The following is a 25,529-nucleotide window of genomic DNA, read 5'->3' on the forward strand; positions in this document are numbered from 1 at the left end:
CATTTCCGAGGCTCGGTTGCGGTTTTGAGATCAAGCGGCTTCTTGCATTGCGCGTTCGTTGACACCGCTTTCGCCGAGCTTGGAAAGCGCTTCGTCCGTCGCGACCTCTTCCTTGAGAGTTGCCCTGAGCAACTCGACAACGTCGCTCTTGCCGAGTTCTTCCGCCCACGCGATCAAAGTGCCGTAGCGAGCGATCTCGTAATGCTCGACGGCTTGCGCCGCACCGACAAGCCCGGCGTCGAGCGCGGGAGCACCGTTATACTCCTCGAGCATTTCCGAGCCCTCTTCGATGATTCCGTCAATCGCCGGACAGGTTTTGCCGCGGGCCGGCTTGCCAAATTTCTCGAACACCTCTTCCAGGCGGTCGACATGTCCTTCGGTTTCCATGCGGTGTTTCTCGAAGGCGGCGGTCACTTCTTCCGACTCCGCGCCCTTGGCCATTTTAGGCAGCGCTTTCAGTATCTTCTTCTCGGCGTAGTAGAGGTCTTTGAGCCCGTCGAGGAACAGATCCTCAAGGCCCTTGCTTGCCGCCTTCGCGGCCTTTTTCGTGGTTGCCATGATCCTCTCCCGAATGGTTGGTGCCGCCTCGCAAAGTAGAGGCGTCCCATAACCCTCCGACGGGAAACAAGTTCCCTGACGGTCCGGGAGCTTTGAAAATTTTTCCGACCCGCCGTGTAGTGTCGCAAGGGGCCTCGACCTGCGGCAGCAATCGGCCAGGAAAGCGCCGTCAGCGCTCGCCGATATGCTCGACCAGGCGGGTATATTCGGCCTCGGCCAGGCCGTAGCCGCCATCCGCCAGTGCGACGAGACCATCGCGATCGCGAATGATAATTTCGCCGCGGCGGGACCGGATGAGCCCTCGCCCCTCGAGCAGCTGCAGCGCGACCGTGACACCCGGACGCCTTACGCCAAGCATGATCGACAGGAATTCGTGAGTGATCGTCAGCCGGCCGCCGTCCACCCGATCGTCACACATGAGCAGCCAGCGCGCCAGCCGGTCTTCAAGTTTCGATCGCGCGTTGACCAGCGCGGTATAGCCAGTCTGGACATGCAGATATTGCACGTAGCGCAGCAAGAACAGCCGCAGCGTCGGGCTTTGCGTCAGCGCCGCCTTGAACGGCTCGGCGTCGATCCTGGCGGCTTCTCCCGCCAGCTGCACATAGCAATCATGGACCGTACGGTCGTCGCCCATTATCAGGGCCGAGCCGGTCATACCTTCCAAGCCGACAAGGCCAACTTCCGCATCGCTGCCGTTCGGCATTTTCGCAACCACCGAACCGATGCCGTCCTCGAGGAAATAAATGGCCTCGATCGGCGATCCGGACACTTCGAGCGATTGCCGTAACTCCAGCGAACAGCGCTCGATGTGCGGCTCGAGAGATGCGAAATCGCCGGCGCTCATCCGGCGCAACAGCTTGTTTCTGTATAGATTTCTATTGGAACTTGCTGGATCAGACATAGCTGGCCCCAAAACAGGGCAAGAGCTTTTTTATCTCCCAGCCGTCCGCGCCCGGTATAACCTGCGGACGATAACGCTCATATAGGCACTGAAAGGTATGGAGCCTACTAAATAAAAAAATGAATCGATGCACGACAGTTTCTCCTGCCGCTTGCCTACGAAAACATCCGACTGAAAGTTAGAGTTGGAAACGTACCAAAGACGGTTTGGTACGAAAACGACAATTGAGGTCACCGGACGCGAAAGAGCCCGTCGCGAGGGATGCAACGGGCTCCATTCGGGCGTCGTGGGCTACGCCCAATGATCCAAATGAGGGGTGGGTTGGATCGCAGCAACAATGCAGGTGCAAGGCAGTCGTTCCCAAATTGTCTGTTTGGTAATTTCCGTACATTGAGTTTGGACGAGAGCGGCGCTAATTGAATTGGAGTCGTCCACACAGACATGGCGAGTGGACGCTTGAAAGACGCTTCGCGCTTTCGCCCTTTTTCAAGGGAGGATGGCATGTCGATGCAAGGTGCAGCAACTCCAGCCGAACTGAGCGTGCTGAAAAAAGCGCTCGACGACTGCTGCCGCGAGTTGGGTGTTGCGGACGACAGTCCTGTCCGCGAGCGGTTGGCCGCCCGTATCATGTCGCTGTTCAACGAAGGCGTGCTCAGCGCCGATCTGAAAGAAGCGCTGGCCGCCGATCGCCAACACTAAGCTGCTGCTATGGTGGTGTTCTCGGTGCCGAAAGGTTCGGCACCGGGTCGCCCTTTTTAGCCAGGGATCCTGGTTGGCCAAGGATCTTGGAAATCTTGTCTCTTCACGACAAAACGCCCGGCGCTTGTTGCCAAGCGGCAGGCGTTTTTGTCGCGAGCGTGACACTAAGGCGCGTCGCGTTCGACTGGCCTCATGCGATGCGCTTTAGGTACCTGTTTTATGCATGTCGCTATCACAAAACCGCTGCACACTTTTGCGCGACATGCATTAAATGCGCCCAAGCAGGACCAGGATAATGACGATAAGCAACACCAGGCCGAGGCCGCCACCACCGTAATAGCCGGTGCCATAGAACGGTCCGCCGCCCAAGCCGCTGAAGCCGCCAAGCAAGGCAAGGACCAAGATTATGATGAGAATGGTTCCAAGGCCCATGATGTCTGCTCTCCTTGTTTGCGCTGCCGCCATTCGCATCAGCGCGTCGCATTGTACAAAGGTATGAACTCGCAAGAAGCATTCCTGTTCCGGCGGAACGGTAAGGCGTACGCTCATGCGGCGAGCAAAATGCCGGGCTGTGCCGTTAGAAAAGTCCACAGAAGCATGCCCGCGGAGAATGACATGGCGGCCGCCTTGAACACCTGAGAACATGCTGAATTTCATGGGGAATTTGTCGGAACCTTCGCCCGCCCGAACGGTTGTTTTCGTAGTCGCAACGCGACGACCCTCGTAAAAAGGAGAAGCATCATGCTCACGAAAATTCTCGCAGCTTCGGCGCTTACGATCGGTCTGGCCACGTCAGCGATGGCCCAGAACGTCGGCGACCCGTCCGGAGCCGCTGCCGACGGTAGCGGGCGGACGGTCGTAGTCCCGGATAATGGCGGCCCTGACACCGGCACGGATTCGACCATCACCAATAGCATTCGCGATTTCTCAACGACGAATTCGAATGCCGACCGGAATTGCCCGCCGGGCCCGCAGGGGGCTCTGCCCGATGCGACCGGCAAGGCTCCGGGCACGATGGCGCCGACGGTGAACGACAACCACTGCGGCAAGTAAGCGCCCGGTCATCACAGCCTGACGAGGCCGCGGAGCATAAGCTCCGCGGCCGGCTGGTTTTGCCGTAAGATCAGCCTAGCGGCCGCGGTGGTCGAAGCTGACCGCGATATCCCGACCGTCCAGCGCCCGAACGATGAAGCCAACCAGCTCCTCGTCGGTTTGCCGGAACCGGGGAAAGCGTTTGCGCAAATCGGCTATGACGACGGTGGTCGAGAGAATGTCGCCGGAATGATAGTCGGCCATGATGGTATGAACGGCAGCGTCGGTGTCAATACCGATTCCTAGCGGCGACTTGATCTGCCCCACGGAAGCCTCCACCCATCTCTCTCCCAGCCAACGATAGCAAGACTGCCGCAAAGCGAAAGAGCTTGTACGATTCCGATCTCGTGGCTTGCGTTGCACTTTGCAGGACGCAGCCGGCGTCTTTTGTTTTGCGTTTCCAAACCATTGTTTGGCGTGGCGGCGGCTGTGGCCGCCACGACCAGGCAACCTCGCCGCAGCTTGCGCGTTGAGCCATCGGAGGGATGACATCAGCCTCGGAGAACCCCCATGAAAACCCTTCTATCCATCACTGCGGCAGCGATGATGGCTGGCGCACCTTTGGCTGCTTTTGCCCAATCGGCGACGCTGACGCCTCTAACGACCGACACCATGAGCAAGGTTGACACCGCGACGTTCGTCAAGACCGTGCCCATCGCCAATACATTCGAAATCGAATCGAGCCGACTTGCGCAGACGCAGGCGACTGCCGACGACGTGAAGGCATTCGCGGCGCAAATGGTCACGGACCACACCAAGGCCGGCGAGGACTTCAAGGCGGCGCTCAGCAAGGGTCAGACGACTTCGGCCACCGCGCCAGCCGGCCCGTCGCTGGACACCAAGCACCAGGCGCTGCTCGACCAACTCAAGGAGGCCAGCGGGGACAGCTTCCAATCGAAATATATCGACATGCAGACCCAGGCGCATAAGGAAGCGGTGGCGCTGTTTTCCGCTTACGCGAATTCCGGCGACGATCCGGCGATGAAAGAGTTTGCCAAGAAGACGCTGCCGGTGCTGCAAATGCACGAACGTCATCTCAAGGACCTCGCTGCCGCGCATCAATGAGAGCGAAGAGTGCCTTTCGAAAGGCCGCCCCACACACGGCCTGTGTGACGCGGCTGTCGTCCGGCCACACGGCCGGGAACAAAGCACCGAGAGTGCCGTTATTTATCCGGCTTGTTCGGGGAGGATCCAATGGAAGGCGGCATTCGCGGGCCTCAAGGATAGTAGCGCCGGCTTTCGGCGCCGTCCTGGTCGCCGCTGTCACAGGCTGAAATCGCTTTCCGAACGGGACAGGCTGCCTTCATGCGCTACGGCGAGATATTTGCAAATGTTACGGCACTCATGTTGCTGGCCTTGATGATTGGCGGCGTCTTCGTCCTGTTTGGAGAGTCGCTGTGGCCGCGGCACTACGCGAGAATGGTGCTGGTTACGGATATCGATGCCATGACCACCGCGTCAGTCCGAACAAGCTGCGCTCCAAGTCCATGCCTTCCCGACACCGTCGATCACACCGTGCTCGCTCCTCGCCCCGAGGACGGACCGTGATCTGCGATTTGCAGACGCTGGAGCCGGGTACGGAAAAGCCCGCCGCCCGAGCTGCGCGGCGGGCCTTTTTGGTGCATCAACCCACGGTAGACCGTCTGGCCACGACTAGGTCAGGATAATCACGATCTTGTAGGTATTCGGGTCGACGATGACGATCCGGCCGTCGGCGAGCACGAAATACTCATAGCCTTCGTAAGCCGGAACAATCTTGACGATGCGCGCCGGCAGGCGATGCAGCCGGACCTTCTTTCGCGGAACCTCGACACCGACAGAGATGTCGAAATCGACGCTGGAAACCGGTTGGACGTCCGTCTCCTTGATGACCTGCGTGATCTCCGTCTTCTGTTCAACGGTCACATTGTTGATGGACGCGGTCGAACTCTGGTCTTGCGTCTGCGTCGAGGCATTGCCCTGAGTCTGCTCGGTGGTCGTGGTCCCAGTCTTGCCCTGAGCCTGCTCCTCGGTCTTCATTTTCGTGTTGCCTTGGGCCTGCTCGGTAGTGGTGGTTCCGGCCTTGCCTTGGGCCTGTTCGTCGGCCTTCATTTTGGTGCTGCCCGTGGCCTGCTGGTCAGTCGTAGCACCGGCCTTGCCCTGGGCTTGCTCGTCGGTCTTCAGCTTCGGCTTGCCCTGGGCTTGCTGGTCAGTCGTTGCGCCGGCCTTGCCTTTGGCTTGCTCATCGGTCTTCAGCTTCTTGTTGCCTTGCGCCTGTTGATCAGTTGCAGCGCCGGCCTTGCCCTGAGCCTGCTCGCCCATTTTGGCGCCGTTCTGGCAATTGGCAGTGCCGGCTGCACAATTGGCGCCGGACTGGTCGTCGGTCGACTGCTGCGTCTGGGCAAGTGCGGCCCCGCAGCTGACGCTGATTGCTAGCATGCTGGTGATCAGAACGCCTTTCATGAGAGGTCTCCTTGGAAAACGCGTCCCTTCACCGCGTAAAACCGCGGCTAAAAAACTTTGTTCCAAACTAATGGAGGGAAACGGCAAGCGATCCGAGTTGCGGAACAAGCTCCACCTGATGACGTTACCGGCCTATAGCGACCCCGCTGCGAACAGCATGACGCGGCGCAGCGCAGAGGTGGCTCACGACGAAAGGAGACGATCATGAGAATGCATCTTTCGGCAGCCGCGGCAGGGTTCTTGCTGCTTGCGGGTGTTGGCGCCGCTGCCGCTCAGGACGTGGTCATCGAACCGCAGCAGGAGACGATCGTACGCGAGTATGTGAAAAAGCAGCCTCTGGCGTCCGTCCAGCTTCCCGGCGTGGAGCTCAATGTCGGCTCGACCCTGCCCGATACCGTCGAGCTTCATGAGGTTCCCGACGTCAAATACCGCTATGTCGTCGTCGACAATCGGACCGTCCTGGTCGATCCTGGCACGCGCAGGATCGTGAAGGTCATCGAGTGAGCAAGCGCGTCGCTTTGAAGGGACATGCGGCGCGTCCAGCATTGTCGACATCCCACACTGCTGCCCATGTTGGGCATTCGGACGCAGAAAGGCCCGCCGCTTCGAAGCACGGCGGGTCTCATCGCGGAGACGACGTCCGGACAATTTCTGAACCAGCATTGGCTTAGAACGCATGATCCCAGCACTCCCTGTGCTCGCCAGGCCCGAAACTTTGAGAGAATATTCCCGGCTTCGCATTTCGCGGGAAATACGGTGCTTTGATCCGACGGTCAGCATTCCCGATGATGCCGGCAAGGCTTGGCACTCCGCCTGGCCACAACGACTTCAGAACCGACGGGATAGATCATGTCTGGGAACACCAACACTTTGCTCTCATTTCTCTCCGCAAGTATAAACGGGCGCGCCGGTCTGGCTGTACTTTTCGCGTCGGCGGTTGGGATTGTCGGCCTTGCTGCGCCGTCGTTCGCCGAAGACAAGACGGCGGTCAAGGTCGGCATCATGAGCGGCGAGGACGAGGATGTGTGGCGCGTCGTCACCGCCCAGGCGGCGGAGAGGGGGCTGACGATCGAGACCGTGGTGTTCAACGACTACACCCAGCCGAATGAAGCACTCGAGCGTGGCGAAATTGACGCCAACGCCTTCCAGCACAAGCCCTATCTGGACAACCAGATCAAGACGCAGGGCTATCACATCGTCCCGGTCGGCTATACCGGGGTCTGGCCGATCGGCCTCTATTCCAAGAAGTACACGAAGATTGCCGACCTGCCCGAAGGCGCCGTCATTGGCGTGCCGAACGACCCGTCCAATGAGGGCCGCGCACTGCGCGTTCTGCAGAGCGAAGGTCTGATCAAGCTCAGGGAAGGCACCGGCATTCTGGCTACGACGACCGACATTGCCGAAAACCCGGAGAAATTGGTCGTCAAGGAGCTTGATGCCGGGATTGTCGGGCGCTCGGTGGAAGACCTCGACGGGGCCGTGGTCAACACGGATTGGGCGCTTAAAAGCGGCCTCACACCGGAGAACCGCATCGCCCAGGAGGCGGTGGCCGACAATCCCTACCGCAACTTCATCGCGGTCAAGGCCGGCAATGAAAACCAGCCCTGGGTAAAGACATTGGTCGCCTCCTACCAGAACGAAAAGGTGAAGGCCGAATTCGACCGGGTCTACAAGGGAACCGGCATCAGCGCCTATTGATGCCGAGCTCGACTTGGCGCCGAAGCCCGGCATGATAAAGCGGTCCGCGCTCCAACGCGGACCGCGATCGCGTTTTGCGGGACACCAATACAGGAACTTTCATGAACCAGCATTTCGCCTCGGTCACCGAAGTCATGCGTCCCGTCGGCGGCCGCTCCGCCGGACCGAACGATGTCGTGCGCCTCATCGAGCTGAAGCGCCGCTTCGGCGCGACGGCGGCGCTGGACGGCGTGTCGCTCAGCGTGCGCCAGGGCGAGATCCTCGGCATGATCGGCCGCAGCGGCGCCGGCAAGTCGACGCTGATACGCTGCCTGAACGGCCTGGAGCGGCCGGATACAGGACAGGTCTTCATTGAAGGCCGCGACATCAGCCGGCTCGGCGAGCGCGAATTGCAACCGCTGCGCCGGCGTATCGGCATGATCTTTCAGCATTTCAACCTGCTGTCTGCCAAGACGGTCGAAGACAATGTAGCGCTGCCGCTCAAGATCGAAGGCCGGCCCAGGGCCGAACGCCTGGCGCGCGCTGCCGAGCTGCTCGAGCTCGTCGGCCTGTCGGAGAAGGCGAAAGCCTATCCGGCGTCGCTGTCGGGCGGGCAGAAGCAGCGCGTCGGCATTGCCCGGGCGCTTGCGGCGCGCCCGGCGCTGCTGCTGTCCGACGAAGCGACCTCGGCATTGGACCCGGAGACGACGCGCTCCATCCTCGCCTTGCTCAGAGATATCAACCGGCAGCTCGGCCTGACCATCCTGCTCATCACCCATGAGATGGAGGTGATCCGTTCGATCGCCGATCGTGTCGCGGTGATTGACGCTGGGCGGATCGTCGAGCAAGGGCCGGTGTGGTCGGTGTTTGCCGATCCGAAGTCGGCGATCACACAAAGCCTGCTCGGCGGCATCCGGCCGCAATTGCCGGCGGAGATCGCAAGCCGGCTAACGCAGAACGCCGGCCTGGAGGCGATCCTCAGGATCGACGTGGCGGGTGAGGCCGCCCGAAGCCCGCTTTTGTCCGATCTTGCCTCGGCAGTTCCCGGCTCGTTCCGCCTCGTGCATGGCGGCATCGATCACGTTCAGCAGCAGCCTGTCGGGACACTATTCGTGGCGGTCGCCGGCAGCAATGAAGCTCACCTGGCAGAGGTGATCGCGTTCTTGAAAGCCCGCCAAGCGCGGGTAGAGGTGCTTGGCCATGTCGCCGGTTCTGTTTGAGCTTCTCGTCCGTTCGATCTGGGAAACGATCCTGATGACGGCCGCCTCCGGCCTCATCTCGCTGGTTTTCGGGCTGCCACTCGGCCTGGCGCTGGTCGCCACCGACCGCGGCGGTATCGCCGAAAACCTGTGGGTGAACCGCGCGCTCGGAGCGGTCATCAACGGCTTCCGCTCGGTGCCTTTCATCATCCTGCTCGTTGCGCTGATCCCGGTGACGCGGCTGATCGTCGGCACCTCGATCGGCACCTGGGCAGCGATTGTGCCGCTGTCGATCGCGGCGACGCCCTACTATGCCCGGATCGCCGAAGTGTCGCTGCGCGAGGTCGACCATGGGCTGATCGAGGCAGCACGCGCCATGGGCGGCAACCGCTGGACGATCATTCGCGAGGTGCTGGTGCCGGAAGCGTTGCCCGGCATCGTCGCCGGCTTCACGGTGACGCTGGTGACGCTGATCGGCGCCTCGGCCATGGCCGGCGCCATCGGCGCCGGCGGGCTCGGCGACCTCGCCATCCGCTACGGCTACCAGCGCTTCGAGACGTCCGTCATGATCGCCGTTGTCATTGTGCTGATCATCCTGGTCTGCGGCATCCAGTGGGCCGGCGACCGGCTGGTCGCGAGGCTGGACCACAGGGCATAGCGGTGCGCAGCGGTCTGGGCGATATGCCAGCACCCGGTAAAACCCTCACAGCCGGTCCGGCTTCTCCACCGCGCTCAGCGCCGCCAAGCCTTGTAGCGGCGGCTCTCCGGCCTGCAGATATCGTTGGATCAGTTGCTCATCCTCTGCGCCTTTATAGGCTAACGGAATACCTCTGATTTGAGCGGGCATGTCCCAATCAAGCGGCCGATCCTCCGGCGCGAACCACTTGCATCGCCGAACCTCCACCCAATGCCGGCGAATTGACAAACAATTGCCGAGGCCGTCGTCTTCGTAGCCGAACTCCACTCCACAGCACGAACATATGATGTAGCTGGGTTCTTTGCCGTTCTCGCCCCATGGCAGATCGGGAGATTGATCGAGGCCGCAGACACGGCATTTGAATTTCTCTTGTGGATTCATTTGATCCCGAACAGGTCCCTGGCTTGCTCGGCGGTATAGTACCCTAGCCTGACGTCCCGAGCGACCAATTCCGGATCCCGCTGCAACGGATCGCCGTAGCCGCCGCCGCCTGGCGTGCCGACGCGCACGCGGTCGCCTGCCTTCAGCGCGATGTCCTGTTCCTTGGAGAGGTGCGGCGGCACATGTTCCTTGCCGTCGCGGAACACGGTCACCGTGTTGACCGCACCGTCCTTGCCGCCGAGCGCGCCTTGCGGGCCGAACCGGCCGTGATCCATGACGAAGGAGGCGCGGGCGTCGCCGCGCAGGATCTCGACCTCATAGGCGAGGCCAAAACCGCCGCGATGCTTGCCGGCGCCGCCCGAGCCTTCGCGCAAGGCATAGTGGCGGTAGAGCACCGGGAAGGCCTGCTCCATGATTTCGACCGGCGGCGACTTGGAAATGCCTATGGTCGAGCAGCCATTGGTCAGGCCGTCGTGACCGGCATTGCCGCCATACCCGCCCCCGGAGATCTGATACATGACATAATCGCGGCCGCGGGCCGGATCGTTGCCGCCGAGCGCGAAATTGCCGCTGGAGCCGGCGGGGGCCGCCGTCACCTTGTCCGGCAGCGCCTGCACCATCGCCGCGAACACCGCTTCAGCAATGCGCTGCGAAACCTCGGCCGCGCAGCCCGATACCGGGCGCGGATATTTGGCGTCGAGGAAGGTGCCTTCCGGCCGCTTGACGATCAGCGGCTCGAAGGCGCCGGCGCTGATCGGCACGTCGGGGAAAATGTGCCGCATGGCGAGATAGACCGAGGACAAGGTCGTCGCCAGCACGCTGTTCATCGGCCCAGCGCAGGGCTTTGACGAACCGGAGAAGTCGAAGCTGAGCGTGTCGCCCTGTTTTTCGACCGCCAGCGCGATAGTCAGCGGCTCGTTGACCACGCCGTCGGAATCAACAAAAGCCTGCGACCGGTAAATGCCGTCGGGAATGGCTGATATGTTCGCGCGCATCTGTTCGGCGGCGCGGCGGCGCAGTTCGGCGATCGCACCGACGACCGTTTCATCTCCGTAACGATCCAGGATTCCGTTCAGTCGGTCTTGACCGATCAGCAGTGCCGCCGCCTGCGCCCGGATGTCGCCGATGCGCTGGTCGGCAACCCTGATGTTCGAGCAGATGATGGCGTAGATCTCAGGGTCGAGCACGCCCTTCTTGAATAATTTCACCGGCGGCAGTCGCAAGCCTTCCTGCTCGACCGCTGTTGCCGAGGCGGAAAAGCCGCCCGGCACCGAACCACCGATGTCGGGCCAGTGGCCGGTGTTCGACAGCCAGCAGAATATCTTGCCGTCGCGGTAGACCGGCATGGCGAAACGCACATCCATGAGATGGGTGCCGCCGAGATAGGGATCATTGACGATGTAGATATCGCCCGGCTCGGGCGGCAGGCAGCGTCCGTCGGCGATCATCTCGATCACGGTTTTGGTCGAATACTGCATGACGCCGACGAACACCGGCAGGCCCTGGCTGCCTTGCGCGATCAGCGAACCATCGAGCGCCGAATAGATGCCATCCGAACGGTCATTGGCCTCGGCGATGACAGGCGAGAAGGCGGCGCGCGAAAATGTCAGGTCCATTTCGTCGCAGACTTGCTGTAGCGCCGCCTGGATGACCGAAAGGGTGATGGCGTCGAGTTTTTCCATCTCAGGCCTCGCCGATATCGATGATGATGTTGCCGTCGGCATCCGATCGCGCCCGGTCGCCGGGCTCCAGCACAGTCGTCGCGTCCATCTGTTCGAGGATCGCCGGACCTTCGATTGTTGCGTCGAGCGGCAACTTCTCTCTGCTGTAGACCGGCGTGTCGTACCAGCGCCCGCCATACCAGACAGGCCGGGTCTCGCGCCGCGCCTCTTCAAGCGTTTTGGCGCGCCCAGCCGGGTCGATCAGCCGGGACAGATCGATTGCCGGCCGCACGCCGGTGACCGAGGTGTTGAGGTTGACCAGATTGGCGCGGATTTCCGGCAACTGGACCTTGAAGCGGGCGAAATAGGCCTTCTCGAACAGGTGCTGCAGTCCCTCGCGTGTCACCGCAGACGACGGCAGCGGCACGTTGATGATATGCGTCTGGCCGACGAACTGCATGTCGGCGGAATGCGTGACGCGGATCATTTCCGGCTTCACCGCCTCCTTGCCAATCAGCTCTTTGCCTTCGTTTCGGTGCCGTTCCAATGTCTCGTGGAGTTGGATTTCGTCGAGACTGGCCACCGGCTGGTTGACCGTATTAACGAAATCATGGCGCAGATCGGCGACGACGCAGCCGAGAGCATTGGTGATGCCCGGCCGCGCCGGCACCAGCACTTTCGGCAGGCCTAGTTCGCGCGCCAATGCCGTCGCATGCAGCGGCCCGGCGCCGCCGAAGGCGAACAGCGCGAAATCGCGCGGGTCGTGGCCACGCGACACCGAGACCATGCGGATGGCGCCGGCCATCTTCACGTTGCCCAGCCCCAGCACGGCACCCGCCGCCTCGACGCCGGACAGGCCGGTGGCGCGGCCGATCCTGTCCTCGAATATGCCGGTGACGCGTTCGACGGTGACCGGGTTTTCCACCGCAAGCAGCTTTTTCGGCGCCAGCCGGCCAAGCACCAGATTGGCGTCGGTGATGGTCGGCTCCAAGCCGCCGCGTCCGTAGCATATCGGGCCGGGATTGGCGCCGGCGCTTTCCGGGCCGATCTGGATCAGGCCTGCCGCATCGACGTGGGCGATTGAGCCGCCGCCGGCGCCGACCGTATGCACCGCCACCATCGGCACGTGGATCGGCATCGCATACTCGATCTCGATCTCGTTCGACACCGCCGGCTCGGCGTTGCGGATCAGCGCCACGTCGGTCGAGGTGCCGCCCATGTCATAGGTGACCAGGTTTTCGAAGCCGGCGCGTTTTCCCGTATAGGCGGCAGCAATGACGCCGGAAGCGGGGCCGGACATGACAGTTTTGGCCGACTCACGTGTGACAAAGCGGGCCGAGATCATGCCGCCATTGCCGTTCATGATCAGGAAGTCGCGGGCGTAGCCTTTTGACGCCAGCTCCTTGCGCAGCCGCTCGACATAGCGTTCGAGGATCGGTTGCACCGAAGCGTTGACCGAAGCGGTCACGCCGCGCTCGAATTCGCGCGCCTCCGAAAGCAGCGCATGGCCTGTCGTGATGTAGCCGTTCGGCCAAAGCTCGGCCGCGATCTCGGCGGCACGCCGCTCATGCGCCGGGTTGGCGTAGGAATGCAGGAAATGGATGACGAGGGATTCGCAGCCGGCCGCGATCAGTTGTGAAATCGCTGCCCGCATCTCGGCCTCGTCGAGCGGGATGCGCACCGCGCCCGAGGCTTCGACCCGCTCCGACACTTCGAGCCGCAGATTGCGCGGGATGATCGGCACGAACGTGCCTGTCATGCCATAGGCTTGCGGCCGTGTCCGCCGGCCAAGCTCGATCACGTCGCGAAAGCCGCGCGTGGTGATCATGCCGGTCTTGGCCAGCCGGCGCTCCAGCACCGCGTTGGTGGTGGTCGTCGTGCCGTGCACGATGAGGTCGATGCCGTCGACCGGAAATCCGGTGGCGCCAAGTGCCGAAACGACGCCGAACGCCTGGTTGTCGACTGTCGTCGGGGTCTTGGCGATGTGCACCCGGCCACCGTCACGGCCGTCGATCAGAAGCAGGTCGGTAAAGGTGCCGCCGACATCGATGCCGGCGACGACGCCGCTAGTCGAATCCAGCGCTTGCGCCGAAAAATTCTGTCCCATTGTCGAAACCCGAAATGCCCGAACTGCCTACATGCCTCAGTTTGGAAAGCTGTTTTACGGCGGCGTCTTGACGCAAATATCGTTTGTATACTAATAAATTCCGGACACAAGAGCTTACCGCTTCGGAGTGTGCAAACGGCACGCTGGAACCTGACCGGTTCGGGCGCGCAGGTGAAGATTTGGCGCGGGCGCTGAGCTGGCCCGGAAGGTTAGGTTTGATGAACACCACATCCGCGTTCAACACTGCCGGAGCCCGGCCGTTGCAGTTCCCGATACCGGCCAATGTCTATGCCGAAACCGTCGTCTCGGTGAAGCACTATACCGACCGGCTGTTTTCGTTCCGCATCACCCGGCCGCAGTCGCTGCGCTTCCGCTCCGGCGAGTTCGTCATGATCGGCCTGCCTAATGCCGAGAAGCCGGTGTTCCGCGCCTATTCGATCGCCAGCCCGTCCTGGGACGACGAACTCGAATTCTTCTCGATCAAGGTGCCGGACGGCCCGCTCACTTCGGAGCTGCAGAAGATCGAGATCGGCGACACCGTCATCATGCGGCAGAAGTCGACCGGCACGCTGGTGGTCGACGCGCTGACGCCGGCCAAGCGCCTGTTCATGATCTCGACAGGTACCGGCATCGCGCCCTTCGCCAGCCTGCTGCGCGATCCCGACACTTATGAGAAGTTCGAGCAGGTGGTCCTGACCCATACCTGCCGCGACAATGCCGAGCTCACCTACGGCCAGGAGCTGGTGGCAGCACTTGAGAACGACCCGCTGATCGGCGAACTGACCGGCGGCCGCGTCACGCTCTACAATTCGACGACGCGCGAGACCTCCGAGCGCATGGGCCGCATTACCGCGCTGATCGGCTCGGGCAAATTCTACAGCGATCTCGGCATCGACAAGCTCAATCCCGAGACCGACCGCATCATGATCTGCGGCTCGATGCATATGCTCAAGGACGTCAAGGAACTGGCCGAAAGCCTCGGCTTCCAGGAAGGCTCGCTGCACCATCCGGCAAGCTTCGTCGTCGAGCGCGCCTTCGTCGGCTGAGACGCGCAGTTCAGCGTCCACTGGTTCGAGACCCTGATTTTGATCATGCGGTCAAAAATCGGCTGCCTTGACTGTCTTTTTCCGCTATGACCGCTTGAAGGACTCGTGAAGCGCTGCTTCACGGTCTATCTTCGGCATAAGTCGCTGAACAAGGGGCAGGAGATGAGCAGCACAATCCGCGAAACCGACGTCGGCATATCGAAGGTCACGCCGCTGCCGGCGCGTGCCGCCGCCAATGCACCAATCCCGCAAGCCCATGGCATTGCTCGCAATCCCGGCATGAGGCTCGATCTCGGCTTCATGGAATCGATGCGCGGCGTCAACCGCTCGGCGCTGGAACGCCGCGTCGCCAGCCTGACCAAAAGACGCTCGATCAAGGCCGATAACCAGGCCGCCTGGCTGCTGCGCGCCGTCGCCTGCATGGACCTGACGACGCTGAACTCGAACGACACGGAAGAGCGCGTGCGCCGGCTTTGTGCCAAGGCGGTCAACCCGTTCCGTCGCGACATTGCCGAGGGGCTCGGCATTACTGGTGAAAGGATCCGCCCGGCGGCGGTCTGCGTCTATCAGCCCTTCGTCGCCACTGCCGTCGAAGCGCTGCGCGGCAGCGGCGTCCATGTCGCCGCCGTTTCCACGGCTTTCCCGCATGGCCTTGCACCGCTTTCGACACGTCTGCAGGAGATCGAAGCATCGGTAAGGGACGGCGCCGACGAGATCGACGTCGTCATCCCGCGCGGCCTGGTATTCGGGGCGAAATGGCAGGAGCTCTATAACGAGATCGTCTCGATGCGCGCCGCTTGCGGCGAGGCGCATCTGAAGGTGATCCTCGGTACCGGCGACCTCGCGACGCTGCGCAACGTCATGCTCGCCTCGATGGTGGCGATGATGGCGGGTGCAGATTTCATCAAGACCTCGACCGGCAAGGAAAGCGTCAACGCGACGCTGCCGGTCGGCCTTGCCATGGTGCGCGCCATCCGCGCCTATTTCGAGGAAACCGGCTATCTCATCGGCTTCAAGCCGGCCGGTGGCATTTCCACGGCAAAAGCCTCGCTCGAGTGGCTGGTGCTGATGAAAGAAGAATTGGGCCGGCCGTGGCTGGAGCCGGAGCTGTTCCGCTTCGGAGCATCGAGCCTTTTGACCGACATCGAGCGCCAGCTCGAGCATCATCTGACCGGCCACTACTCGGCCAATCATCGCCACGCGATGGCGTGATTCGGAGCGCGCCATGAACATTCTCGAACGCTATCACGCCATGGAATACGGCCCGGCGCCGGAGGCGCGCAACGAGGCGGATGCGTGGCTTGCCGCGCGGGATTTCGGCAAAGCGCTGTTTATCGGCGGCGACTGGAAGGCAGCCAGCGGAGGCAAAACCTTCGACACCAGCGATCCGTCCTCGAGAAAGCTGCTGGCCAAGGTGTCGGATGCCGGTGCCGCCGATATCGACGCGGCGGTTGCGGCGGCCACAAAAGCGCTGCCGAAATGGAGCGCCAGCACCGGATATCAACGCGCCAAAGTGCTCTACGCCATCGGCCGCGCCATGCAGCGCCACCAACGGCTGTTCGCGGTGCTGGAATCGATCGACAATGGCAAGCCGATCCGCGAAAGCCGCGACATCGACGTGCCGCTGGCGATCCGCCATTTCATCCATCATGCCGGCTGGGCGCAGGTGCTGGACGGGGATTTTCCCGGCCACAAGGGCGTCGGCGTCGTCGGCCAGATCATCCCGTGGAACTTCCCGCTCTTGATGCTGGCCTGGAAGATCGCGCCGGCGCTCGCCGCCGGCTGCACCGTGGTGCTCAAACCCGCGGAATTCACGCCGCTCACCGCGATCCTGTTCGCCGAGATCTGTGAACGATCAGGCGTGCCGAAGGGCGTCGTCAACATCGTCCAGGGCGGGCCGGAAGCGGGTGGGGCAATCGTCAATCATCCCGGCATCCAGAAGATCGCCTTCACCGGTTCGTCCGAGGTCGGCAAGATCATCCGCAAAGCCTCCGCCGGTTCGGGCAAGAAACTGTCGCTGGAGCTTGGCGGCAAGTCGGCCTTTGTCGTCTTTGAGGATGCCGATCTCGACAGCGCCGTCGAGGGTCTGGTCGACGGCATCTGGTTCAACCAGGGCCAGGTGTGCTGTGCCGGCTCGCGCCTTCTGGTGCAGGAGGGCATCGCCGATGCCTTCATCGCCAAGGTCAAGACGCGGATGAGCCGGCTGCGCGTCGGCAGTCCGCTCGACAAGAACACCGATATCGGCCCGCTGGTCGATTTGACTCAGCTCGATCGCGTCAAGGGCCTGATCGCCGAGGGCGCCAAGCAGGGCGCAATCTGTTGGCAGCCGGACTCGGCGCTGCCCTCCTCGGGCTATTACCATCTGCCAACGCTGGCGACCGGTGTTTCGCCGGCTAACATCTTGGCACAGGAAGAGGTGTTCGGGCCGGTGCTCGCCACTATGACCTTCCGCAACACCGAGGAAGCGATCGAGCTCGCCAACAACACACGCTATGGCCTGGCCGCTTCGGTGTGGAGCGAGAACATCAATCTTGCCCTGCACGTCGCGCCGCAATTGAAGGCCGGCGTCGTCTGGGTCAACGGCACCAATATGTTCGACGCCTCCTGCGGCTTCGGCGGCTACCGCGAGAGCGGCTTTGGCCGCGAAGGCGGGCGCGAAGGAATGTTCGAATATCTCTCGGCAAAACTGCCGCTCGGCCCGATCATCAAACCGGCAACGTCTTCGGCCCAACCTGTCGAGCAGGCGGAAGGTGGCGCCATCGACCGCACGGCAAAGCTGTTCATCGGTGGCAAGCAGGTCCGGCCGGACGGCAATTATTCCTTCGCCATCGCCACCGCCAAGGGCAAGCTTGCCGGCGAGGTCGGTCTCGGCAACCGCAAGGATATCCGTGACGCCGTCGCGGCCGCGCGCGCCTGCAAGGCCTGGCCGGAAGCGACCGCCTACAACCGCAGCCAAGTGCTCTACTACCTGGGCGAAAATCTGTCCGGCCGCGCCGACGAGTTTGCCGCCCGTTTGACCCAGCTCACCGGCGCGACCGCCAAGGCGGCGCGTGACGAGGTCGAGCTGTCGATCGAGCGCCTGTTCCTCTATGCCGGCTTGGCCGACAAATTCGAGGGCCGCGTCCACCAGCCGCCGGCCCGCGCCGTCACGCTGGCACTGCACGAACCGGTCGGGGTCGTCGGTATCGTCGCGTCGGACAACGCGCCTTTGCTTGGCTTGATCTCGCTGGTGGCGCCGGCGCTCGCCATGGGCAACACCGTGGTCGCCGTGCCGTCCGAAAAATACCCGCTGCTTGCCACCGACCTCTACCAAGTAATCGAATATTCCGACGTTCCGGCAGGCGCCATCAATATCGTCACCGGCCGTAGCGCCGAGCTTGCCGGCGTGCTGGCCAAGCATGACGATGTCGACGGGCTCTGGGTGTTCGCCGATGCCGAGACTTGCGCCAAGGCCGAGGCCGAGTCCATCGGCAATCTCAAACGCGTCTGGACCGGCAACGGCCACAGCCTCGACTGGCCCTCGAACGAAGCAGCCGGCGATGCCTTGCTGCGCCGAGCGATCGAGGTCAAGAACGTCTGGGTGCCCTACGGCGACTGAGTGCCCCGGAGAGACGTCCGGGCTTGACGGGCCAAAAGATGTTCTTTACCGAGAAAAAACATTTGGCTGGCAGGGGAATATCGAAACAGGCGGGATGGTAGTGCCCGGCTGGCACATTGCGCCCCGGCCTTGCGCCGGTAAAAGCCGAACGACCACAGACGGGCGAGGAGAAAAGCATGGCGGATCTGACAGGCAAAATCGTTGTCGTCACGGCGGCGGCGCAAGGCATCGGCCGGGCGAGCGCGCTGGCGTTCGCCAAGGTCGGCGCCGTCGTCCATGCCACCGACATTAACGAGGTGGTGCTCGCCGACCTCGGCAAGACGCCCGGTATCAAGACCCGCAAGCTCGACGTGCTGAACGACGAGGCGGTGAACGCCGCTTTTGCCGAGATCGGCGCCGTCGACGTGCTGTTCAATTGCGCCGGCTTCGTCCATTCCGGCTCGATCCTCGAGATGAAGGACGGCGATCTCGACTTTGCCTATGATCTCAATGTCCGCTCGATGATCCGCACCATCCGCGCCGTGCTGCCCGGCATGCTGGAGCGCGGCGACGGCTCGATCATCAACATGGCGTCGCTGGCCAGTTCGACCAAGGGCGTGCCGAACCGCTTCGTTTACGGGCTGACCAAGGCAGCCGTCATCGGCCTGACCAAATCGGTCGCCGCCGACTATGTCGGCAAGGGCATACGCTGCAATGCGATCTGTCCGGGCACGGTCGAAAGCCCGTCGCTGCAGGACCGCATGCATGCGCAGGGCGACTACGAAGCAGCTCGCGCCGCCTTCATCGCCCGCCAGCCGATGGGCCGCCTCGGCACGCCAGAGGAAATCGCCGACCTCGCCGTCTATCTCGCCGGCGCCACCTATACGTCGGGGCAGGCTTATAATATCGACGGTGGCTGGTCGATCTAAGAGGCCATTTGAAAACCCTACTCCGCCGGGCGCCTGACGCGGCTTTCTGCGCTTCCGGTGCTCACGTACTTTAAGTACGCTCCGCTCCGGTTCTCGAAACCCACGCCATTCGCCGCAGCGGAGCGAGTTTGCAAACGGCCTCTGGTCGCAACTGGGAGAAAACTGCATGAAACTGCTGCGCTATGGCGAGGCGGGGAGCGAACGCCCCGGCCTGCTCGATGCCGATGGAACGATCCGCGACCTCTCCGCCCATGTCACCGACATTGCCGGCAAGGCACTTGACCCGGCATCGCTCGAGACTTTGTCGAAGCTCGACCCGAAGACGCTGCCGGCGGTTTCCGGCAAGCCGCGGATCGGCGCATGCGTCGCCGGCACCGGCAAATTCATCTGCATCGGCCTCAACTATTCCGACCATGCCGCCGAAACCGGCGCCACCGTGCCGCCGGAGCCGATCATCTTCATGAAGGCAAGCTCGGCTATTGTCGGGCCGAATGACGACGTGCTGATCCCGCGCGGCTCGGTGAAGACCGACTGGGAGGTCGAGCTCGGCGTGGTGATCGGCAAGACTGCAAAGTATGTCACCGAGGCCGAGGCGCTGGATTATGTCGCCGGCTATTGCGTCGCGCACGACGTCTCCGAGCGCGCCTTCCAGGCCGAGCGCCAGGGCCAGTGGACCAAGGGCAAGAGCTGCGACACGTTCGGGCCGATCGGCCCGTGGCTGGTGACCAAGGACGAGGTCAAGGACCCGCAGAACATCCCGATGTGGCTGACGGTCAACGGCAAGACGATGCAGAACGGCTCGACCAAGACCATGGTCTTCGGCGTCGCTTATCTCGTCTCCTATCTCAGCCAGTTCATGTCGCTGCACCCGGGCGACATCATCTCGACCGGCACGCCGCCCGGCGTCGGCCTCGGCATGAAGCCGCCGGTCTTCCTGAAGCCCGGCGACGTGGTCGAGCTCGGTATCGAGGGGCTGGGCATCCAGAAGCAGACGTTCAAGGCGGATTTGTAGGCGCTCTTCCTTCTCCCCTTGTGGGAGAAGGTGGATCGGCGCGCAGCGCCGAGACGGATGAGAGGTGCTGGAAGAAACGCGACGAGAAAACATCGAAGTATTTCCGTCGCTTACGCCTTCAGCGTAGCGATCCGTCCAACACCCCTCATCCGACCGAGCTTCGCTCGGCCACCTTCTCCTACAAGGGAGAAGGGGAGTCGGCACCAGCTATTTCAGCACCTTCCCGTCGGCTCCAAACCGGTATGTCTTCGCCGGATCCGGCGTCGCGTAGAGCGTGGCACCAGGTTCGGCGTTATAGACGCCAAAAATGCGCACTGTGATCAAGCCGGCCTTCTCGCAGTCGAGATAGAGGTTGGTGTCGGCGCCAAGGTGCTCGGCATGGACGACCGTGCCTTTCCAGGCGCCGGATTTGGGATCGACGGTCAGATGTTCGGGACGGACGCCGATGGTCTTTGCCGTTTCGCCAAGCCTGGCGCCGTCGACGAAGTTCATCTTCGGTGAGCCGATGAAGCCGGCGACGAATTCATTTGCCGGCGAATTGTAAAGCTCCATCGGTCCGCCGATCTGCTCGATCCTGCCCGCATTAAGGACCACGATCTTGTCGGCCAGCGTCATCGCCTCGACCTGGTCGTGGGTGACATAGATCATCGTGGCCTTCAGCCGGCGATGCAATTGCGCGATCTCCAGCCTGGTGTTGACGCGCAGTGCGGCGTCGAGGTTCGACAGGGGCTCGTCGAACAGAAAAAGCTTGGGCTCACGCACCACGGCGCGGCCGATGGCGACGCGCTGGCGCTGGCCGCCGGAGAGCTCGGCCGGCCGCCTCGAGAGGTAGGGCTCCAGCGACAGCATCGACGAGGCGATGCCGATGCGGCGGTCGATCTCGGCCGCCGGCGTGCCCGCCTGCTTGAGGCCGAGACCCATATTGTTCTTCACCGTCAGATGCGGGTAGAGCGCATAGGTCTGGAACACCATGGCGATGCCGCGCTTGGCCGGCGGGGTGGCGGAGACGTCCGCCCCGTCGATCACCACGCGGCCCGAGGTCGAGTCCTCCAGCCCGGCAATAACCCTGAGCAGCGTCGACTTCCCGCAGCCGGATGGACCGACGAAGACGACGAACTCGCCATCCGTCACCTCGAGGTTGATGCCCTTCAGCACCTCGACCGGCCCAAAGGCCTTTTTTACGTTCTCGATGTTCAGCGAGCCCACGGCGTCGTCCCTGTTCTAGAGTTTCACGGCGAGGCCGCTGCGCACGCTCTCGTCGGCGGCAAGGCAGACGGCGAGCGACTTCACCGCGTCGTCCATGTGGCGGGAGAGATCGAGATTCTCGCGGATCGCCTTCAGCACAAAAGCCTGTTCGAGGTCGCAAAGGTCCTGATGGCCGGGCTCGCCTTGCATCGACAGCATCTCATCCGACTTGGCGAACTTGCCGGCGGCTCCGGTCGCCGCACTGTGCAGGCGGATGGTCGAGGTCTTGGTGTGGGTGTCAATGTCGTCGGACCTGACACCCTCCTTCATGACGATCGACACGCAGCCATTGGGCGAGATCACGTCTTTCACGAAGAAAGCCGTCTCCGAAATCATCGGCCCCCAGCCGGCCTCGTACCAGCCGACCGAACCGTCGTCGAACAGCACCTGCAGATGACCGTAATTGTACATCGACGGCGCGATCTCGTCGGTCAGCCGCAGCCCCATGCCACGCACCTCGACCGGCCTGGCGTCGGTGATCTGCAGCATCACGTCGAGATAATGCACGCCGCAGTCGACGATCGGCGATGTCGTCTGCATCAATTGCTTGTGCGTCTCCCAGCTATGGCCGGAGGATTGCTGGTTGAGGTTCATGCGGAACACGTAAGGGCCGCCGAGCTTCCGCGCCTCGGCAATCAGCCTGATCCAGGACGGATGGTGGCGCAGGATATAGCCGATCACCAGTTTTTTGCCGTTGGCCTTGGCGGCGGCGACGACGCGCTCTGCATCGGCGACGGTGGTTGCCAGCGGCTTTTCGACAAAGACATGGCAGCCGGCCTCGAACGCCTTGACCGCATAATCGGCATGGCTGTCGGAATAGGTGGCGATGCAGGCGACGTCGGGCTTTTCGTCGCGTAGCGCCTCGTCGAAGGAACGCCGGATGGCGTAGGTCGAAAGCCCTTCCGGCAGCGGCACATCGGAGCGGTTGACCAGCGCGGCGATCTGGAATCCCGGATTGGTGTGATACGCCAGCGCATGGCTGCGCCCCATGTTGCCGAGGCCGGCGATGACAACGCGAAGAGGTTGTTGCGAACTCACTTGACCGCCCCCGAAGTGATGCCGCGGATCAGCTGCCGCGAGAAGATGACGTAGAGGATCAGCACCGGCATGATTGCCAGCGACAGCGCCGCCAGGATGGCGTTCCAGTTGGTGACGAACTGGCCGAGAAACAGCTGGGCGCCGAGCGTCACCGTCTTGGTCTCCTCCGACGGCGCCAGGATCAGCGGGAACCACAGATCGTTCCAGATCGGGATCATGGTGAAGACCGCGACCGTCGCCATCGATGGTCGCACCAGCGGCAGCACCAGGCGAAAGAAGATGGTGTATTCCGAGAGACCGTCGATGCGCCCGGCGTTCTTCAGATCGTCCGAGACCTGCTTCATGAATTCCGACAGGATGAAGACGGCAAGCGGCAGGCCTTGCGCCGTATAGACCAGGATCAGCGCCGTCAGCGTGTTGACTAGCCCGCTCGCCACCATCAATTGCAGGATGGCGACGGTGGCAAGGCGGATCGGGATCATGATGCCGAGCGCCAGATAGAGCCCCATCAGCGAATTGCCGCGGAAGCGGTATTCCGACAGCGAGAAAGCCGCCATGGCGCCGAACAAAAGGACGAAGAACAGCGAGGCGACGGTGACGACAAGGCTGTTCTGGAAATAGTGGATGAAATCGCCCTGGCCGATCACCGTGGTGTAGCCGATTAGATCGAAGGTTTTCGGCGTCGGCGGCGCCAGCGGCGCACCGAAAATCCCGGCGCGCGACTTGAATGAGTTGACGATGACGATGATTACCGGAAACAGCGCGATCGCCGTGTAGGTCAGAAGGATCGCATGCGCGCCAATGGTGCGGGGCAGCGAGCGGGTTGCCGTGCTCATGTGGCGCCTCAGAACTGGTAGCGACGCAAGCGCGTCTGCACGAGGAACAGGTAGACGCAGACGCCGCCCAGGATGATCAGGAACATCATCGTGGCGATTGCCGCGCCCATGTTGGGATCACCGATCTGCAACTGGAAGCCGAAGAAGGCGCGGTAGAGGAAGGTGCCGAGGATATCGGTTGAATAGTTCGGTCCGGCGAGCGCCCCTTGCGCGGTGTAGATCAGGTCGAACGCGTTGAAATTACCGACGAAGGTCAGGATCGAGATGATGCCTATCGACGGCAGGATCAGCGGCAGCTTGATCTTCCAGAACTGCGACATGCCGGTGATGCCGTCGCATTCGGCGGCCTCGATCACCTCTTCGGGGATGGACAGCAATGCCGCATAGATCAGCATCATCGGGATGCCGACGAACTGCCAGACCGAGATCAGGCTGAGTGTGGTCAGCGCGTACTGCTCCTTGCCCAACCAGGGCGTGAACAGGCTCTTGAGGCCGACCAGATCGAGCAGATGCGGCGCCACGCCCCACAGCGGCGACAGGATCAGCTTCCAGGCGAAGCCGACAATGACGAAGGACAGGATCGTCGGCACGAAGATCGCCGTTCGGTAGAAGGCGGAGAATCTCAGCCGCGGGCTCGACAGCAGCGCCGCCAAAAGGACGCCGATCGGATTCTGCACCAGCATGTGGATGATGAAGAACCAGACATTGTTCCGGAGAGCATTCCAGAAGCCCACCGACCAGTTAGGATCGCCGAACAGCGTGCGGAAGTTTGCCAGTCCCACGAAGACTTGGGACTGGTCTATGTTGCGGAACAAGGAGAGCTGCAGCGTGCCGGCCAGCGGCAGGATCATGATCGCCGTATAGACCAGCACTGCCGGCGCCAGAAAGACGCCGATGTGCCAGCGGAACGGTCTTTTCGGTGTTGCGGCCATGAGTTCGGTCCCGCCGATCAGGTTCTTGCAATTGCCGTCAAAGGGCGCGGCGCCTCCCTCCCCTCGAGGGGAGGGTGCCTCGCAAAGCGAGGCGGGTGGAGTCGGCAGAGGCAGCGCGCCATCGTCGTTCGACCGTGCTTTCCAGCAGCGATCAAGCCGCAGCCTGCCTCGACCGACCCCCTCTGTCGCCTTCGGCGACATCTCCCCCTCGAGGGGGGAGACAACGCTTCGCCGCACTCTTACTTCGCCGGCTTGTACCAGCTGTCGAGGCCGTCCTGCAGCTTCTTGGCGGCAGCTTCCGGCGTGTCGGTGCCGTTGATGACGTTGGCCGATTCAACCCATGTCTCGTTTTCGAGATTCGGCGTACCGCGGCCTAGGATCTGGTAAGTCGAGCGGATCGTCGACTTGCACTTGTCGCGCCAGGAGACGAATTCCTGCGCCAGCGGGTCTTCCATCTTCACCGGTGTGTTGTTCAGGCTGAAGAAGCCCGGCAGCGCGTTGGCGTAGATGGTAGCGAAGTCCGGCGAGGCGACCCAGGACAGGAAGGTCTTGGCCGCGTCGGCGTTCTTGGACGCCGCATTGAGGCCCATGCCGATGTCGGTGTGGTCGGAGATGTAACAGGTGTCGCCGGCCTTCTGCACCGGCGGCGGGAAGGCGCCCATCTTGAACTGCGCCTGCGTGTTGAACAGGCCGATCTCCCACGAGCCGGCCGGGTAGATGGCGGCGCGGCCGAGCGTGAACAGGTTCTGGCTGTCCGGATAGGTCTGCGCCTCGAAGCCGTCGCCGAGATAGTCCTTCCACTTGGCCAGCTCCTTGAAGGGCTCGACCCACTGCGGATCGGTGAGCTTCTGCTCGCCCTTGATCAGCGCGGCGCGGCCTTCCTCGCCCTTCCAGTAGTTCGGGCCGATGTTCTGGTAGCCCATGGTCGCGGCTTCCCAGAGGTCCTTGGTGCCCATGGCCATCGGAATGTAGGTGCCGTCGGCCTTGATCTTGTCGAGCGCGGCGTAGAATTCCTCGTTCGTGGTCGGCACCTTGATGCCGAGCTTGTCGAAGGCGTCCTTGTTGTAGATGAAGCCATGGATGACCGAGGCCATCGGCACGCAGAATGTCGCCTTGCCGTCGTCGGTCTGCCAGGCCGACTTGGCCACCGGGGAGAAGTTCTCCATGCCCGGCAGCGCCGACAGATCGGCGAGGTTGCCCTTCTTGAAGAGTTCCAGCGACTTGTCGAACGGGCGGCAGGTGATCAGGTCGCCCGCCGAGCCGGCGGCGAGCTTGGCGCCGAGGGCGGCGTCATATTCGGTTGGCGCCGAGGGCGCGAACACCACCTTGATGCCCGGGTTCTTGGCTTCAAAGGCCGGGATCAGCTTGTCCTTCCAGATGGCAAGGTCGTCGCCGCGCCAGCTTTCGATGTTGAGCGTTACGTCGTCGGCATAAGCCACCCCGGCGGAGCCGAGAATGCTGGTGCCGAGAAGAAGTGCCGTCAGTAGCTTCGTTGTCATG

26 protein-coding genes are annotated in these 25,529 nt (G+C 62.5%); 13 read left to right on the plus strand and 13 right to left on the minus strand.

The window, feature by feature from the left end:
• Positions 1-30 precede the first annotated feature (30 nt).
• Positions 31-558, minus strand: coding sequence for a YciE/YciF ferroxidase family protein (locus NKI18_RS09635; protein WP_254815759.1), 528 nt, complete (start codon positions 556-558; stop codon positions 31-33).
• Between the two features lie 169 nt (positions 559-727).
• Positions 728-1,402 carry a Crp/Fnr family transcriptional regulator gene (locus tag NKI18_RS09640; protein WP_502894902.1) on the minus strand — a complete coding sequence of 225 codons (675 nt, stop codon included), beginning with the start codon at positions 1,400-1,402 and terminating at the stop codon, positions 728-730.
• 558 nt (positions 1,403-1,960) lie between these two features.
• On the opposite strand from NKI18_RS09640, the gene NKI18_RS09645 reads away from it, so the two are divergent.
• The gene (locus NKI18_RS09645; RefSeq protein WP_292655400.1) at positions 1,961-2,158 is read left to right on the plus strand and encodes a hypothetical protein; all 198 of its coding nucleotides are present in this window, start codon (positions 1,961-1,963) and stop codon (positions 2,156-2,158) included.
• 267 nt (positions 2,159-2,425) lie between these two features.
• On the opposite strand, the gene NKI18_RS09650 is transcribed toward NKI18_RS09645, so the two are convergent.
• The gene (locus NKI18_RS09650; protein WP_023677107.1) at positions 2,426-2,590 is read right to left on the minus strand and encodes a DUF3309 family protein; all 165 of its coding nucleotides are present in this window, start codon (positions 2,588-2,590) and stop codon (positions 2,426-2,428) included.
• 309 nt (positions 2,591-2,899) lie between these two features.
• Between NKI18_RS09650 and NKI18_RS09655 the strand changes: the two genes are divergently transcribed.
• The gene (locus NKI18_RS09655) at positions 2,900-3,211 is read left to right on the plus strand and encodes a hypothetical protein (RefSeq protein ID WP_023720549.1); all 312 of its coding nucleotides are present in this window, start codon (positions 2,900-2,902) and stop codon (positions 3,209-3,211) included.
• Between the two features lie 75 nt (positions 3,212-3,286).
• Here the strand turns inward: NKI18_RS09655 and NKI18_RS09660 are convergent, their stop codons facing one another.
• A complete protein-coding gene (locus tag NKI18_RS09660; protein WP_352821626.1) occupies positions 3,287-3,517 on the minus strand; it encodes a hypothetical protein in 231 nt (76 codons plus the stop codon).
• Positions 3,518-3,760: 243 nt separating this feature from the next.
• Between NKI18_RS09660 and NKI18_RS09665 the strand changes: the two genes are divergently transcribed.
• Positions 3,761-4,315 (plus strand): DUF4142 domain-containing protein, encoded by a 555-nt coding sequence (locus NKI18_RS09665; protein ID WP_352575226.1) that lies wholly within the window; start codon positions 3,761-3,763, stop codon positions 4,313-4,315.
• A 240-nt stretch (positions 4,316-4,555) separates the two neighbouring features.
• A complete protein-coding gene (locus NKI18_RS09670) occupies positions 4,556-4,798 on the plus strand; it encodes a polymerase (protein WP_352617845.1) in 243 nt (80 codons plus the stop codon).
• Between the two features lie 105 nt (positions 4,799-4,903).
• Here the strand turns inward: NKI18_RS09670 and NKI18_RS09675 are convergent, their stop codons facing one another.
• Entirely contained in the window at positions 4,904-5,692 is a 789-nt protein-coding gene (locus tag NKI18_RS09675) for a DUF1236 domain-containing protein (RefSeq protein WP_352617951.1), read from the minus strand.
• Positions 5,693-5,896: 204 nt separating this feature from the next.
• Here NKI18_RS09675 and NKI18_RS09680 point away from each other — a divergent pair, with 204 nt between their 5' ends.
• The 4 genes from NKI18_RS09680 to NKI18_RS09695 all read left to right on the plus strand — a co-directional run bounded on the left by NKI18_RS09680 (position 5,897) and on the right by NKI18_RS09695 (position 9,226).
• The gene (locus tag NKI18_RS09680; RefSeq protein WP_352473090.1) at positions 5,897-6,196 is read left to right on the plus strand and encodes a DUF1236 domain-containing protein; all 300 of its coding nucleotides are present in this window, start codon (positions 5,897-5,899) and stop codon (positions 6,194-6,196) included.
• Positions 6,197-6,541: 345 nt separating this feature from the next.
• The gene (locus tag NKI18_RS09685; RefSeq protein ID WP_352617848.1) at positions 6,542-7,390 is read left to right on the plus strand and encodes a MetQ/NlpA family lipoprotein; all 849 of its coding nucleotides are present in this window, start codon (positions 6,542-6,544) and stop codon (positions 7,388-7,390) included.
• 134 nt (positions 7,391-7,524) lie between these two features.
• The gene (locus tag NKI18_RS09690) at positions 7,525-8,589 is read left to right on the plus strand and encodes a methionine ABC transporter ATP-binding protein (RefSeq protein WP_353019549.1); all 1,065 of its coding nucleotides are present in this window, start codon (positions 7,525-7,527) and stop codon (positions 8,587-8,589) included.
• Positions 8,570-9,226 (plus strand): methionine ABC transporter permease, encoded by a 657-nt coding sequence (locus tag NKI18_RS09695; protein ID WP_352449593.1) that lies wholly within the window; start codon positions 8,570-8,572, stop codon positions 9,224-9,226. The genes NKI18_RS09690 and NKI18_RS09695 overlap by 20 nt, the downstream gene beginning before the upstream one ends.
• Before the next feature lie 45 nt (positions 9,227-9,271).
• Here the strand turns inward: NKI18_RS09695 and NKI18_RS09700 are convergent, their stop codons facing one another.
• The 3 genes from NKI18_RS09700 to NKI18_RS09710 are packed head-to-tail and all read right to left on the minus strand — an operon-like array spanning position 9,272 to position 13,414.
• Entirely contained in the window at positions 9,272-9,646 is a 375-nt protein-coding gene (locus NKI18_RS09700; protein WP_352617851.1) for a hypothetical protein, read from the minus strand.
• Positions 9,643-11,328, minus strand: coding sequence for a hydantoinase B/oxoprolinase family protein (locus NKI18_RS09705; protein ID WP_352617854.1), 1,686 nt, complete (start codon positions 11,326-11,328; stop codon positions 9,643-9,645). Before NKI18_RS09705 ends, NKI18_RS09700 begins: the two co-directional genes overlap by 4 nt.
• A gap of 1 nt (position 11,329) precedes the next feature.
• Complete coding sequence (locus NKI18_RS09710) at positions 11,330-13,414, minus strand: hydantoinase/oxoprolinase family protein (RefSeq protein ID WP_352617857.1); 2,085 nt, start codon at positions 13,412-13,414, stop codon at positions 11,330-11,332.
• A 218-nt stretch (positions 13,415-13,632) separates the two neighbouring features.
• On the opposite strand from NKI18_RS09710, the gene NKI18_RS09715 reads away from it, so the two are divergent.
• The 5 genes from NKI18_RS09715 (at position 13,633) to NKI18_RS09735 (ending at position 19,978) form a co-directional block, all read left to right on the plus strand.
• Complete coding sequence (locus tag NKI18_RS09715) at positions 13,633-14,460, plus strand: ferredoxin--NADP reductase (protein WP_352617859.1); 828 nt, start codon at positions 13,633-13,635, stop codon at positions 14,458-14,460.
• A gap of 162 nt (positions 14,461-14,622) precedes the next feature.
• The gene (gene deoC, locus NKI18_RS09720) at positions 14,623-15,672 is read left to right on the plus strand and encodes a deoxyribose-phosphate aldolase (protein WP_352617862.1); all 1,050 of its coding nucleotides are present in this window, start codon (positions 14,623-14,625) and stop codon (positions 15,670-15,672) included.
• 13 nt (positions 15,673-15,685) lie between these two features.
• Positions 15,686-18,058: an aldehyde dehydrogenase family protein gene (locus tag NKI18_RS09725; RefSeq protein WP_352617865.1), complete on the plus strand. Its 2,373-nt coding sequence runs from the start codon at positions 15,686-15,688 to the stop codon at positions 18,056-18,058.
• A gap of 176 nt (positions 18,059-18,234) precedes the next feature.
• The gene (locus tag NKI18_RS09730; protein WP_023677124.1) at positions 18,235-18,966 is read left to right on the plus strand and encodes an SDR family oxidoreductase; all 732 of its coding nucleotides are present in this window, start codon (positions 18,235-18,237) and stop codon (positions 18,964-18,966) included.
• 166 nt (positions 18,967-19,132) lie between these two features.
• Positions 19,133-19,978, plus strand: coding sequence for a fumarylacetoacetate hydrolase family protein (locus NKI18_RS09735; RefSeq protein WP_352575243.1), 846 nt, complete (start codon positions 19,133-19,135; stop codon positions 19,976-19,978).
• 207 nt (positions 19,979-20,185) lie between these two features.
• On the opposite strand, the gene NKI18_RS09740 is transcribed toward NKI18_RS09735, so the two are convergent.
• The 5 genes from NKI18_RS09740 to NKI18_RS09760 all read right to left on the minus strand — a co-directional run bounded on the left by NKI18_RS09740 (position 20,186) and on the right by NKI18_RS09760 (position 25,528).
• Positions 20,186-21,184 carry an ABC transporter ATP-binding protein gene (locus tag NKI18_RS09740; RefSeq protein ID WP_023679835.1) on the minus strand — a complete coding sequence of 333 codons (999 nt, stop codon included), beginning with the start codon at positions 21,182-21,184 and terminating at the stop codon, positions 20,186-20,188.
• A gap of 15 nt (positions 21,185-21,199) precedes the next feature.
• Entirely contained in the window at positions 21,200-22,261 is a 1,062-nt protein-coding gene (locus tag NKI18_RS09745) for a Gfo/Idh/MocA family protein (RefSeq protein WP_352617870.1), read from the minus strand.
• Positions 22,258-23,097, minus strand: coding sequence for a carbohydrate ABC transporter permease (locus NKI18_RS09750; protein WP_352617873.1), 840 nt, complete (start codon positions 23,095-23,097; stop codon positions 22,258-22,260). Before NKI18_RS09750 ends, NKI18_RS09745 begins: the two co-directional genes overlap by 4 nt.
• Before the next feature lie 8 nt (positions 23,098-23,105).
• Positions 23,106-24,029 (minus strand): carbohydrate ABC transporter permease, encoded by a 924-nt coding sequence (locus NKI18_RS09755; RefSeq protein WP_352575248.1) that lies wholly within the window; start codon positions 24,027-24,029, stop codon positions 23,106-23,108.
• Between the two features lie 239 nt (positions 24,030-24,268).
• Positions 24,269-25,528, minus strand: coding sequence for an ABC transporter substrate-binding protein (locus NKI18_RS09760; protein ID WP_352617876.1), 1,260 nt, complete (start codon positions 25,526-25,528; stop codon positions 24,269-24,271).
• Position 25,529: the final 1 nt, after the last annotated feature.

The organism is Mesorhizobium sp. M0800, from assembly GCF_040320095.1.
Taxonomy (GTDB): domain Bacteria; phylum Pseudomonadota; class Alphaproteobacteria; order Rhizobiales; family Rhizobiaceae; genus Mesorhizobium.